Annotated in this window: 15 protein-coding genes; 6 read left to right on the top strand and 9 right to left on the bottom strand. The window is 59.1% G+C overall.

Going from position 1 to position 11,078, the window contains the following annotated elements:
* Nucleotides 1-58: 58 nt before the first annotated feature.
* Nucleotides 59-367 (bottom strand): hypothetical protein, encoded by a 309-nt coding sequence (locus tag MRY84_RS17185; RefSeq protein WP_291506922.1) that lies wholly within the window; start codon nucleotides 365-367, stop codon nucleotides 59-61.
* Nucleotides 368-377: 10 nt separating this feature from the next.
* A complete protein-coding gene (locus MRY84_RS17180; RefSeq protein ID WP_291506921.1) occupies nucleotides 378-977 on the bottom strand; it encodes a GspH/FimT family pseudopilin in 600 nt (199 codons plus the stop codon).
* Nucleotides 978-1,234: 257 nt separating this feature from the next.
* On the opposite strand from MRY84_RS17180, the gene MRY84_RS17175 reads away from it, so the two are divergent.
* The 3 genes from MRY84_RS17175 (at nucleotide 1,235) to phaR (ending at nucleotide 3,350) form a co-directional block, all read left to right on the top strand.
* Nucleotides 1,235-1,525, top strand: coding sequence for a hypothetical protein (locus MRY84_RS17175; RefSeq protein ID WP_291506920.1), 291 nt, complete (start codon nucleotides 1,235-1,237; stop codon nucleotides 1,523-1,525).
* 635 nt (nucleotides 1,526-2,160) lie between these two features.
* On the top strand, nucleotides 2,161-2,313 hold the full coding sequence (locus tag MRY84_RS17170; RefSeq protein WP_291506919.1) for a hypothetical protein: 153 nt from the start codon (nucleotides 2,161-2,163) through the stop codon (nucleotides 2,311-2,313).
* A 476-nt stretch (nucleotides 2,314-2,789) separates the two neighbouring features.
* On the top strand, nucleotides 2,790-3,350 hold the full coding sequence (gene phaR / locus MRY84_RS17165) for a polyhydroxyalkanoate synthesis repressor PhaR (protein ID WP_291506918.1): 561 nt from the start codon (nucleotides 2,790-2,792) through the stop codon (nucleotides 3,348-3,350).
* Between the two features lie 275 nt (nucleotides 3,351-3,625).
* Here the strand turns inward: phaR and MRY84_RS17160 are convergent, their stop codons facing one another.
* Nucleotides 3,626-4,426, bottom strand: a complete 801-nt coding sequence (locus MRY84_RS17160) for a hypothetical protein (RefSeq protein ID WP_291506917.1) — start codon at nucleotides 4,424-4,426, stop codon at nucleotides 3,626-3,628.
* A 127-nt stretch (nucleotides 4,427-4,553) separates the two neighbouring features.
* On the opposite strand from MRY84_RS17160, the gene MRY84_RS17155 reads away from it, so the two are divergent.
* A complete protein-coding gene (locus MRY84_RS17155) occupies nucleotides 4,554-5,330 on the top strand; it encodes a hypothetical protein (protein ID WP_291506916.1) in 777 nt (258 codons plus the stop codon).
* 12 nt (nucleotides 5,331-5,342) lie between these two features.
* Here the strand turns inward: MRY84_RS17155 and MRY84_RS17150 are convergent, their stop codons facing one another.
* Genes MRY84_RS17150 through MRY84_RS17130 form a run of 5 tightly spaced genes read right to left on the bottom strand, consistent with a single transcriptional unit; the run spans nucleotide 5,343 to nucleotide 7,930 of the window.
* Entirely contained in the window at nucleotides 5,343-5,591 is a 249-nt protein-coding gene (locus tag MRY84_RS17150) for a hypothetical protein (RefSeq protein ID WP_291506915.1), read from the bottom strand.
* A gap of 2 nt (nucleotides 5,592-5,593) precedes the next feature.
* Nucleotides 5,594-6,103, bottom strand: coding sequence for a hypothetical protein (locus MRY84_RS17145; protein WP_291506914.1), 510 nt, complete (start codon nucleotides 6,101-6,103; stop codon nucleotides 5,594-5,596).
* Nucleotides 6,100-6,363, bottom strand: a complete 264-nt coding sequence (locus MRY84_RS17140) for a Lar family restriction alleviation protein (protein WP_291506913.1) — start codon at nucleotides 6,361-6,363, stop codon at nucleotides 6,100-6,102. Before MRY84_RS17140 ends, MRY84_RS17145 begins: the two co-directional genes overlap by 4 nt.
* Nucleotides 6,312-6,710, bottom strand: a complete 399-nt coding sequence (locus MRY84_RS17135; protein WP_291506912.1) for an ASCH domain-containing protein — start codon at nucleotides 6,708-6,710, stop codon at nucleotides 6,312-6,314. Before MRY84_RS17135 ends, MRY84_RS17140 begins: the two co-directional genes overlap by 52 nt.
* On the bottom strand, nucleotides 6,707-7,930 hold the full coding sequence (locus MRY84_RS17130) for a hypothetical protein (RefSeq protein ID WP_291506911.1): 1,224 nt from the start codon (nucleotides 7,928-7,930) through the stop codon (nucleotides 6,707-6,709). Before MRY84_RS17130 ends, MRY84_RS17135 begins: the two co-directional genes overlap by 4 nt.
* Before the next feature lie 718 nt (nucleotides 7,931-8,648).
* Here MRY84_RS17130 and MRY84_RS23180 point away from each other — a divergent pair.
* The gene (locus MRY84_RS23180) at nucleotides 8,649-8,798 is read left to right on the top strand and encodes a hypothetical protein (RefSeq protein ID WP_363317559.1); all 150 of its coding nucleotides are present in this window, start codon (nucleotides 8,649-8,651) and stop codon (nucleotides 8,796-8,798) included.
* 242 nt (nucleotides 8,799-9,040) lie between these two features.
* The gene (locus MRY84_RS17120) at nucleotides 9,041-9,904 is read left to right on the top strand and encodes a hypothetical protein (RefSeq protein ID WP_291506909.1); all 864 of its coding nucleotides are present in this window, start codon (nucleotides 9,041-9,043) and stop codon (nucleotides 9,902-9,904) included.
* A gap of 71 nt (nucleotides 9,905-9,975) precedes the next feature.
* Here MRY84_RS17120 and MRY84_RS17115 read toward each other — a convergent pair.
* Nucleotides 9,976-11,078 (bottom strand): recombinase family protein (locus MRY84_RS17115; protein ID WP_291506908.1); only part of this gene is annotated, 1,103 nt, incomplete at its 5' end.

Here is an 11,078-nt window from a genome sequence, read left to right as displayed (position 1 = left end):
GTGGACACCCCAAACAAAGAGCCCTGCGCGATGCGAACGCTTTTTGTGGTAATGCTCTTTAGCGTTTCCGCAGAATACCCCAGGCTGCAAATATTAGCAGGGAAAGCACCACGGCCCATTGAAGAATAATAACCCCTAGGGTCATTTGTAGACCAAAGCTGACTTGGCTCAAATCGTCGGGGATGAAATTCGCAAACACGTTGAATTTCGGGAGGGAGAGATTAATCAGGCCCTGCATTGCAAACTCGCTGCCGAAAGACGCCCCCACAAACAGTAGAAAGGCGAATAGTGCGCTGATCGTAGCCGCAATCAGAACAGACAGCTTCATGCGCTGCGTGGAACTGGAAAAGTCGGTTTGCTCAAGCATGGACATCTCCTCAGCAGGATTCAGAGCCCTTGACCTGCTTGTACTTGCCGGGGCCAGTAATGCAGAGACGGCGCGAGCTAAGGTCCGTAAGAGTCCTATTTTTTGCAATCACGTCCATCGAAAGGTTGTTGATTGGCATACCGGTGGTCCTATTGACGATGCGCCCACTACGGTCCATGAAAAGCCGCCCATTGTCATTCGGTGCAACAGCCAAAAGGGTATTTGGAGACGGAGTGCTTTCTTGGATCGTGCATTCAGCTCGATCCGCGGCCGTGCAAGCGGCTTGGTTTCCGTCCCGGTTGGCGTCCCAATAAAACCGCCAGCCACATGACCAATCGTCATTGCCCGTGGAAACGCACGTGCCGGAAGTGTCGTTTTTCACGATGACGATATTGCCGCCATTGAGAATTGCTTGAGATCGAGCGGTATATAAGCTGCTTTGCAATTCTTCTGTGGAATTCCTTACTCGCCAGCGCTCGATCAGGGGCTGAAAGCTTGGGGCGGCCAAACCCGCAAGAATTGCCAAGAGCCCCACCACGACCATCAGTTCGATCATGGTAAAGCCCCGTTGATTGGGTGGCCGGGCGGTTGTCGGCAATGTGCGAAGCATGTTTGACCCTTTGATGTCAAAGTGGACTGGCAAAAATCGGACGCGAATACGCCGGTGCAAGCCGCCACCGAGGTGCCTAGATTCTGCCCAAAACCGGACGCAAACAGTGTGCCGATTGAGAGACACAGGGCCAAACCTTACGCTGTGCTGGATCAGCGGTAGTCTTTCAAATGACAAAAGGTGGTCTTGTCCTGCTGGCGGGTGACCTCCCCCATCATGTTTTGCTGGATTTTTATCCAGTGGTACACAATTCAAGTATGTCCTCCGACCAGATCGTTCAAACCGCCATTGCCCTGCTGGGCCCAACCGCTATCTGGCTATCGCAAAGCCGCAGTGTGGGCGTCCAACGCTGGGCCTGCATCGTGGGGCTGGCAAGTCAGCCGTTCTGGTTTTGGGCTGTGTGGGATAGCGGCCAATGGGGCGTCGCGGTAGTGGCGGTGGTGCGCGCCTTGGCTTGGCTGAAGGGGTTGTGGGTGTACTGGTTCGCGCCGCGCCCACCTGAGGGCGTGGCCACTTTGGCACTGCCACCGGAAAGCAGGCTGAAATGACGGACCCGACTGCGGGAAACGGGATCTTGGTCAAGGTCCATGGAGAAGACATTGCGGCCGGGTCGCAACTGCTTCCCGCTGCAGGACCCGATCAGCCGGCCGAGCAGAGCGTTGTGGTGGATGCGAAGTACCTTGGCAAAGTGCGAATAACCTATCGACTCGGCAAGAGCCCACGACGACACCGGAACCTTTGGTTTTGGACCGCCTGCCACGCCGTGGTCGTGCCGCCTCCTGAGTAGCCGGATACCGCGCAGAGCCCAGGGAACTATCCGGGGAACTTGGTGGGGAGAACCGTCGGTCATTGGAGGCTTTGCCACTCGGTAGGCCCGACACGCGCCGACTAAGACACCCTAAAGAAGTGGTTCGAGTCCAATCGCGCCTACCAAATTTTCCTGCAGAAAACCAGCTGCAGGGCTTTCAAAAATTGGTAGAAATCTTCTCCAGATTTCAATGCATCAAGCCACCTGCCAAGGTGGCTTTTTTGTTGCTGTGAAGGTCGCTCCCGTGCTGGGTTGCACACCATGAAAAGGCTGGCCACCAAGACAAGCCATCCGCACGCCACACATTGGTTCTTGTCTTACAACAAGAAAAGATTGGCAGGGTTACCTTGGACTCTTCTGAGAAGGCCCACCATCATGCACCCCTCTACCAATTCTTCAGGCGCTCCCCACGCTTTTGCCGACACCGACCCAGAACTTGGCATGTATGACATCCGGATCTTTTGGCTCGCCGCCCTGATGGCCATCGTGGCCGTGTTGGCTGTGGCCTACTTCAAGATGGGTTACTAGACGCAGCAATGCGGAGCCCGGCGGTGATGCCGGGAGCAGTTGCCTGTTTCACGCGTCCCTCCCATCTCCGTCGCGCTGGACGGCGCAACGGACGCGCTGGTTAAAAGTGAGGCGGTGGGTCCTGCACTGGTGGAGCCCCCGGCTGGGCGGGAGGATCGCCGAGCGGTGGGTCTGGCACCCAGGGCGCTGGCGTGTCCACTGGAGGAAATGGCGGCACCGATGGCGGGGTCGGCACGGGGATTTGAAGTCGCATCATGAGCTCCTTGGGTTCAATGATCAGATGCGATGACATTACCGCCCCATAGAACAGGCTTTTGCCAGCCAACATGCCGACTTGAGTTCGGTCGGCAATGACAGAAGGGGGATTCGCACGTCGCAGGGCCGCCGTTTCGAACGCCTCTTGCGCCGCGCGCATCAGGGTATTCCTTCGCAGGAACCCTTGTCCACCCTCCCTAGAATGTGTTGCACTGCAATACATGGGCGTCCAGCCCGAGGAGTTCTTTGTGTCGGAACATAAAAGTGCCGCGTCCAAGTCGGCGCAGCGTGTGATCAAGAAGTACCCCAACCGCCGTCTGTACGACACAGACACCTCCACTTACATCACCCTTGCCGAAGTGCGCCAGCTGGTCATGGACCACCAGCAAGTGGTGGTGCGCGATGCCAAAACGGGAGAGGACCTTACGCGGAGCATCCTCTTGCAGATCATTCTGGAAGAGGAGGCCGGTGGAGCGCCGATGTTCTCCGAAGCGGTGCTCGCCAACATCATTCGTTTCTACGGCCATGCCATGCAGGGCTTCATGGGTGCATACCTGGAGAAGAACGTTCAGGCGTTCACGGATGTGCAGGCCAAGCTGGCCGAGCAGTCGCAAAGTGTGACGCCGGAGATGTGGGCACAGTTCATGAGCCTGCAGTCCCCTCTGCTCAAGGGCATGATGGGGAGCTATGTCGAGCAGTCGCAGTCGATGCTGACGCAGATGCAGGAGCAGATGCAAAAGCAGACCGAGCAAATGCTGGAAGCCTTCGGAATCAAGAGATAGGCCCCCTGGGCTGCGTTGCAGCTTCCCCCAAGGGGGCCGCCGCTAGCGCGGCGGGGCGGCCTGCGCTGCGGCTGTAGGGGTAGAGGTCGCGCCGGTTTTTCAAGGCCGTGGCGGTTCGTTAGCCTCGCCTGAATCCATAGGGAAACCCCTGCGGAGCAGGACCTGGGACAATACGGGGTTATGAGCGAAGCAATTGTCCCCACGAAAACCCCTAAAGTCGGCTTTGTCAGCCTGGGCTGCCCAAGGTGGATTCTATGTAGCTTTGACTATGGAAATTATTGGCCGAGATTCACGAATGGCCCGACTACTGACATCATCCATTTGGTTAACCAAGTGAAAATCCATAGTGCTACCGCGATGCCGGTAGCTCTGGCACCTTCGCGTATCAATGTTTGCACCCAATGATCTCCCTTTCTGCTGAAGCGGACATTTGGAAACAAAGCGTCTAGTCCTGCGTGCAGTCGCTGCTGAAGATGAGGCCACATATTGCTGAAGACCAGCAACCAGAAGGCAAAAGATGTAGCGCGCGGGTATTCAATGCCTTGCAGTATTGGCGCTGTCTTCGTGGCTAGCCAAATTGCCAAAAGAATCCCCGCAAAGACCCCGCCGAGTTGTAGAACGAGGATCGTCCACTGAGTACGAACAATCATTGTGGCGAGATCTCGACGACGCTTGAGTACGGATTCGAGAGTTGAAAAGCTTGTGTTCACCCAGTCCTTGTTGTCGCCGCTCACAATCAAGTGCGAAGACCCTTTAGCATCTTTGTCAAGACGCAGTTCTATTCGTGCACCCTTCTCGAAATTTGTGGACTGGCCTGAAAGAGATGTAGCTGCAAGCACTACCCGTTCGACTTTCGCTGCCCCTTGGTAATTGCTCCAGGCCTCATCCCACGAGTAGGTCCTATAACCGAGTGAATCAAATCTGACTACGTAGGAGGAAATCAGTAGATCTGAGTCCGCTTGGGGTTGATCATTGAGCGTGTGCACACGTTCTTGTAGTACGTTGTCCAACTCTTTTAGACAATCATCAGTGATTACAAGGTTCCGCAACTGGGTGTCTTTGACATAGCTGGGCATTGTTCCCTCCATGGATGCTCGTAGCATACTCGCGAGCACTGCCTTTGTCTCCGCGAAGCTGAGTGTCTTGACTAAGATGAATTTTTGCAGCTGAAAACACGGCAATGATCTGGTGGAGCAGGAGCGAATGGCATCAGAACTGAAATATTTACCTCAGCTTGTTGTTGAACAAGACGGCACTGTCTCTGGCAAATTCCTCCATGGATTGTCGAAGGCTAATGCTAGGGATGGATCGTTTCTCTGGAACGTCCGTATGGGGAATGGACGCTTCTTCTCAATTGAAGCTGCGGGCAAGTTTGATCCGTCGCTGTCAAAAACGCATCGTTCAATGAATGACATACCGATTGAACAATTGCGAGCAGATGAACATTTTTGCGAGGACAACTTTGATGGACACATTTTTTCTCAGCGTTTCGCGAGATGGGTCTGGCCTGCGGGTATCTATCAAAATAAGGGGTTGTCATCAAGTGATGGAGAAAGTGCGTGGAGACGCATTATTGAAACATCAGATAGGGAGCTTGAATTTGAGCGGCTCCGCAGGCAATTTGCACCATCGGTGCCTTCACGACTGAGTTGCGTCTACCTTGCCCATGGTACCGATGCGGGACGCGCAGCGATCCATGCAATGCTATACCAACCTGAGATTTTTGAAGTTCGGATCGAGTGCTGCTTGGCGGCTTGTGTTGTGGATTCAGCTTGGTACGACCTCTATCTCAATAATCCCAAACTGGAGTACATTGAGAATTATTGGAGGCTCATGGCTCATCCAACTGAGTCAAGGCCGGAAATCTTGATAGATGGTGTTTTTCATCTCAGCAATCGGGTGCAACTCGTGCAACTCGGTGTTAATACGGGCGACTCAGACCAAAACCGCACAAATTCCAACGGGTCTCAGGCGGGCTGAGAGTAGAAGCATTTACGCTGTTGATATTCGTTTGCTAATGCTGCGCAAAAATCCTTTGCCCATCAGAGCATTTCGGAAGTTGTTGAGGGCCACTGCCTCGGCTTCACGAGCTACGTCTTCACCAGCGGCGAGCACGCGGCCACCTTCGTCTACGATGGCGAGGCGGGCGGGCTTGCCGTCGACCGAGACTTTTAGCCCTTCGTGGCTGGTAGCGCAGATCACGATGCCGGGCAGGGTACCGGTTGGTTGTGTGCCGATCATGTTCAGACTCCTGCAAGCGCCAGCTGCTCGCTGGCCGGGCTGGTGTTGATGACGACGGCGCCGGCAGTGCGGCGCACGTCTGCGGCCGCGTGGTCTTCGGCGCGCTGGTATTCGCCGCGCGTGAGGTGCTGCAGCTGGTGGTGATAGATGGCCAAGCCGTCGCTGATCAGGTCCAGCTCTTCCAGGTACAGATCGGTGGCGCGCCATTCACCCGTAGCCATGGCGCGGCGCATGATGCCGTCGAGGGCGCGTTGCGCGGGTTCGATGTGGCCGCGTGTGCCCCGGATTGGGCTGGTGACGGCCACCGAGTCGGCAATGTTCATGGCGCTGACGATGTAAGCCCACTCCAGCTCTGTGCCCACGCCCTCACGCATGGCGGCAAAGGCCAGGCGCAGCGGCGTCATGATGGCTTCGACTTGGTGGCGGTCCAGCAGTGCGGCCTGCCAGGCTGCAAGGCGCACCGGGTTTTGCATACGTGTGCGCGGTTTGCGGGGGGTGCGGCCGTGGGTCATAGCGGCAGTTCCTCCTGTGCGGGCTCGTGCTGCCGCTTGTTCCAGGCCTCGGCCACCAGGGGGCGGCAGTCGTCCATGGTGCTGATGCGGTACTGGGTGGCCAAGTAGCAGCGGGAGCACTCAACCCAGGTCCAGCCGTCCACGTTGGCGTGCATGGCTGCGAGCCCGCCGCAGCATGGGCAGGGCTTGAGGGGGATGGTTTGGCCTGTCACAGCAAGGTCCCCTGAGGCAGTTTGAAGTAGCCCAGCGCGCCTTTGCATGGTTGGAAGGGCGCGGGCTCTGCGCCCTGCAGCACGTGGCCGAATGGGCCGGTGAAGAACGGTGATTCGTGCGCACGTGAGCACGCCACCAGGTGGGCTTTGCCGACGATGCCACCGCGCTGCAGATCCTGTGGCGTGGGGAGTGCGTCCACGATGTGGCGCAGAGCAGGGTGGCTGAGCAGAAAGAGCACGCAGGCGTCGTAGTCGTCGCGCGTCATCATCTGGCTGGCGTGAATGGCCACAGGCCCGCGCCAAAGGGTTTCCCACGTGCGGTTTTCCACGGGTTTGTAGCCCATGGTGATGAGCCACGCCCACGGCTGGCGGATGCTGATGGCTTTGCTGATCACTCCAGCACCTCCAGCTCTTCGGTGCCGAAGATCATGAACGTGGCCACCCCACCCTTGACGCCGGGGAACATGATTTCCCACCCGTCTGGCTTGCAGGCTTTGACAGTGCCCTGGCGCCAACGGTATGCGTTGCGATGCATGGCCATGGGGTTGGACAGCACGCGCACCTTGCTGCCGATGAGCGGATCTGCCTTGTAGGGCTCCACGTCCGCGCTGGTGATGTTGAGAACGGTCTCGTTCGACTTGGGGCCGTAGTGCAGCACCAGATCCTCTTTGCCGCCCTTGGCGACCCAGCACACGCGGCCGCAGGTCTTGAGGCGCTTGCCATTGGGGCCGCGTGCATCGTCTTTGACGCGCACCATAGTGTCCTTATCGATCTCGGGTAGTGGTGCCGCTGGTTCCCCTGCTGGCTGGGGCGTAGCCTGCGCGGTAGCGACTGGCTGCGCTTCGTTGCCCTGCGCCGCAGGCGCCACGTCCTGGGCCTTGGCAGTGGCACCGGCCTTGAGCTTGGGCAGGGCCTTGTCTACCGGCGCCGCACCGGCTGGTGCCGGTGCTTCGTCGCCCTGCAGCGCGGCAGCGCTGCCTGTAGTGGACTCCCCCTCAAGCGCTTGCATCGCGGCCGCGATGTCGGCCGACGCCTTGGCCTTCGATGTTTTGGGCACCTCGGCGGCGGCTTTTGCGCCAGCGCGCGCAGCCGATTTTTTCGCGGCGCCCTTGCCGCCCTTGCCCCCCTCCGCACCTTCCCCCGCTTGCGCAGCCAGATCGGTCGCGGCAGCTGGTTTTTTTGCTTTTTCGGCCTCTTCGAGCGCCTTTGCGCGATCCTCGCTTTCCATCTTGCGCTTCACGTCGGCCTGCACTTGGCGCACGTCCACGCCCACGACACCAGCCAAGAGGGGCAGCATGTGGGTGGAGTCGCCCAGCACGTCGTATGAGCTATGCACGCTGCTCATAGCTCGGAACAAAAGCCACCGCGTGAAGACTCCGGGCAGCTCTGCCGCGTCGATGGTGTGCAGGCGGTTCTCCATCTCTGACCAATCGAACTCGGTTGGCAGGCCCAGCGCCTCGCCAATGGGGCCTTCGTCTTCGTAGCCTGCTGCGTCGATCAGGAAGACGCGCAGCGCCTCGGGTGGGACGGTCACATCTGCGCCCTTGAATTTCGCCGCGACAGCGTCAGCACTCGCATCCAGCCAGGCTGCGCGGTACTCGGGGCGCTTTTCCACAGGCAGTAGCACCTTAGCGGCGGCGGCCTTGTCTTCTGCTTTGGCAGCAGCGGCTTGGCGTTTCTCGCTGATCAGACGCTTGGCGGTGCTGGTCTTGACCGCCTCTATGCTCTTGCCATCCGTGACGCAATGGTCAAGGATGCAGAGAACGCCCGGCGCAAGCTGGATGAGTTCCAGCGCCGCGTGGTCAACCCTGGCCAGGCTCCGGCCCCGTCAGGCCGCACCACGGGCGATGTGTCGCGGGCAGACCGTGCGGCTGCATCGGCCGCCGCTGCAGCGGCGCTCCGCACCGAAAGCACGGCCGCCAACGCCGCTGAAGATGCCTACGACAAGCTGATGCAGTCGATCCGCGCACGGATGCCAGCGCCTGCAGCGATGCCATCGAAGATCTGCACGAGCTCGCAGACAAACGCAAGGCTGCCGCCGCGTCGGCACGTGCGGCCGCAGCTGCCACGGCGCAGGGCCTACAGCAGCGCGCGGACTACACGCTGGGCCTGCAGCCCAAGGTGCCGGGCGATATGTGCACCAGCATGCAGGCGCTGGGTGACGAATGGCTGCAACGGAGGCAACCAAATTGAACGCAAAATATTCCTGCGGCGCGCTCGCTGGCGCTCTGGTACTAATTGCGTTGCCTGGCTGCGGCACCGTCCCTCAGTACACACGCGTGCACGTCCCCGTGCCACTGGAGTGCCGCGAGCAAGAGCCGCAGCGTCCCACGATGCCAACCGAGGCCCTCGCGCCTGGTGTCGCTCCGTGGCTGCTGCTACGCGCCGCTCTGGGCGAGATCGACCGGCGCGAGGCGTACGAGCTGCAGCTGCGCGCGGCGCTGCGGGCCTGCACCGCGCCCATTGAATCGGCCGGGCCATAACTGTGCCCACGCATGTGCAACCCCAGCCGGTACCTTGTAAGCACCTCAAGCGGCCCTCACCCCGGGTGCCCCACGCACGATGGCTTCGCCAATGCTCTGACATGTGTGACTGCCCATTAGCTTGTCAATTAACGAGAATGCTTTGACGAAGATGAAGAAGAAAGGAATTGTAAAACTCAGTCATATTTTGTCGTAGGCTTGAGTAGGATATGCCGCCGTTTTGACTTTTCTGAAAGGCCTCTATGTCCCTTACGCGCCGCCAGCTCGTTCAGTCTGCAACTCTCGTTCCACTGCTTGGGTACATTCCGGTCCACGCACAGGGCTTAAGTACGATTCCCGGAACGCCAACGCCTACTTTTCCGAGAAATCTGTATGGTCCCCAAACGTTTGCGGGCACAACTACAGTTTTCCAAGCAGAGGCATTTCAGTTGCCTACCAGGCCGGCGGGCACGACGGGGCTGTACGTCGAATTCGATATTGATAATTTTGCAAACTATCTGAACACAAATGCAGTTTTAGGGAAGCATTTCGCTGTCAACCTATACGATAACAAGAGTGTCGCGCCATTTAAAGGTAGACCTGCGGGTGTTGAAGGCTTTGGAAATGACGCGATCAGTACAGGCGTCGGGGTGGCTATCGGCAATCTTGGCTTTGGCGGAAACGTATATCAATGCGCTTGGCTTGAGGCGTTTAGAAAAGGAAACATTCCATATTGCCAGAAAGAGCCAGGTACAACCAACAGAGACAAGATTCTGATGGATTATGGTTTGGAAATTCTCACTGGCACAGTTAATCAGGTTACTGTGAAAGTGTGGGCCGCCAAAGATGCCACCACGCGTTATGCGGTGGGTGTGCAGATTGTGAACCGCGCGAATGGAGCGAAGCTGCTTAGCGGCGGCACCTCTACAACTCCTGCTGTTGCTGTATATGATACGACGGGTTATCGGATCGCTGGCCCAGATGCCGGTACAACTGACACTACGAAAACGCAGGAATACTCGTTTGCAACCCCTACTGTTTCTCTAATTGCAGTGACGGCTGGAAATGTCGAGCAGGGTATAAATGACACTCCACGTATCAGTGCGGGTCGATACGGGTTCTATTGATTTGGACCCTCAATGAGACCGGCGTGTAAAGCGTGGCCGCACCAACTTGGCGTGGTGATTCCAAGCAATGTTCAGTCAGAACGCGCTGTCTCACCTCCGGCAGTAGTGGTCAGGCCCTCGGGCGCGTCGTAGCCTTCGACCAGGTTCCCTTCGCGGTCGATCCGCAGCGCCCGCGAGTTGCCACCCCGGCCCACCAGGATCAGGTCTATTTTGTAGTCCCGCTCGTTGGCTGCCGGATCTGGCCGCATGCCTCGCGCGTAGACCACAATGCGCTCAAACGTGTCTGCCACCAGCTGGCGGGCGCGCAGCCTGGCGTCCACGTCCTGGGCCTCAACCCCCGCAGCGAGGGCGCGCCAGGCTTCGTCGGCGCCCTGGGTGTCCTTGCGGGCCACGCTGGCCAGCTCGTGCTCTGCATCCTGCAGGGCCTTGTGGGCGTCCTGCAGGGCGTTCTCCAGCTCGCGAGCGCGGCGGGCAAACACCATCGGCGTGCCTTCGGCCGCGCTGGCCAGCATGGCATCGGTGATCTTCTCCAGCTGCGCCTCAATTTCGTGCACACGTGTGCGCGCGGCCGCCACACGGGCGCGAGGCCCTTCCGTGCGGTCGGCGCCGAAAAGGCCCTGCAGGTTCACGATGTCGCTGCAGTAAGCCATGATGGCCCGCTCCACCGGCGCCACGCTGGTGCTGGCCTGCACCGCGCAGCCGCCGCCATACGATGCGTTAGACGCGCACAGCAGGCGCCGATAGCCGTCGCGGATGCGGCCATCTGGCAGGCGCGGCTTGGTGGCCAGGTTCTGCCCGGCCATGGGGCGGCCGCAGTAGCCGCACACGGTGATGCCCAGGCCTGTGATCACATGCGGCAGCTCGCCTTTCACCCGCCGGCGGCCGGACTGGGCGGCCACGCGCTGCAGTTCATCCCACTCGCCCTGGCTGAGGATGGCCGGGTAGTAACCTTCCAACAGGTATTGCTCGCCGTCCACCGTGACAGGCTTGTGGCCCATGAGCTGGGGCATCTTGACCAGGCGGTACACCTGCTGGGTGTTGTTGAGGTCACTGGAGCCATACAGCCGCAGGCCCTCTGCATCCAGCACCTGCAGGATGCGCTTGCCCCCATTGCCCTCCACGTACAGCGCCATCGCCCTGCGCACAGCCGCCACGCGCTCGGGCACCAGCTCCC

It is taken from the genome of Acidovorax sp. (assembly GCF_022763525.1).
GTDB lineage: Bacteria > Pseudomonadota > Gammaproteobacteria > Burkholderiales > Burkholderiaceae_C > Acidovorax.
This window is presented reverse-complemented; position numbering and strand designations above follow the sequence as displayed.

Bases quoted from the DNA above. Each gene is read 5' to 3' on its own strand.
- MRY84_RS17185 (WP_291506922.1), bottom strand. From the start codon at position 367: ATGCTTGAGCAAACCGACTTTTCCAGTTCCACGCAGCGCATGAAGCTG.
- MRY84_RS17180 (WP_291506921.1), bottom strand. From the start codon at position 977: ATGCTTCGCACATTGCCGACAACCGCCCGGCCACCCAATCAACGGGGC.
- MRY84_RS17175 (WP_291506920.1), top strand. From the start codon at position 1,235: ATGTCCTCCGACCAGATCGTTCAAACCGCCATTGCCCTGCTGGGCCCA.
- MRY84_RS17170 (WP_291506919.1), top strand. From the start codon at position 2,161: ATGCACCCCTCTACCAATTCTTCAGGCGCTCCCCACGCTTTTGCCGAC.
- phaR (WP_291506918.1), top strand. From the start codon at position 2,790: ATGGGCGTCCAGCCCGAGGAGTTCTTTGTGTCGGAACATAAAAGTGCC.
- MRY84_RS17160 (WP_291506917.1), bottom strand. From the start codon at position 4,426: ATGCCCAGCTATGTCAAAGACACCCAGTTGCGGAACCTTGTAATCACT.
- MRY84_RS17155 (WP_291506916.1), top strand. From the start codon at position 4,554: ATGGCATCAGAACTGAAATATTTACCTCAGCTTGTTGTTGAACAAGAC.
- MRY84_RS17150 (WP_291506915.1), bottom strand. From the start codon at position 5,591: ATGATCGGCACACAACCAACCGGTACCCTGCCCGGCATCGTGATCTGC.
- MRY84_RS17145 (WP_291506914.1), bottom strand. From the start codon at position 6,103: ATGACCCACGGCCGCACCCCCCGCAAACCGCGCACACGTATGCAAAAC.
- MRY84_RS17140 (WP_291506913.1), bottom strand. From the start codon at position 6,363: ATGCAAAGGCGCGCTGGGCTACTTCAAACTGCCTCAGGGGACCTTGCT.
- MRY84_RS23180 (WP_363317559.1), top strand. From the start codon at position 8,649: ATGCCAACCGAGGCCCTCGCGCCTGGTGTCGCTCCGTGGCTGCTGCTA.
- MRY84_RS17120 (WP_291506909.1), top strand. From the start codon at position 9,041: ATGTCCCTTACGCGCCGCCAGCTCGTTCAGTCTGCAACTCTCGTTCCA.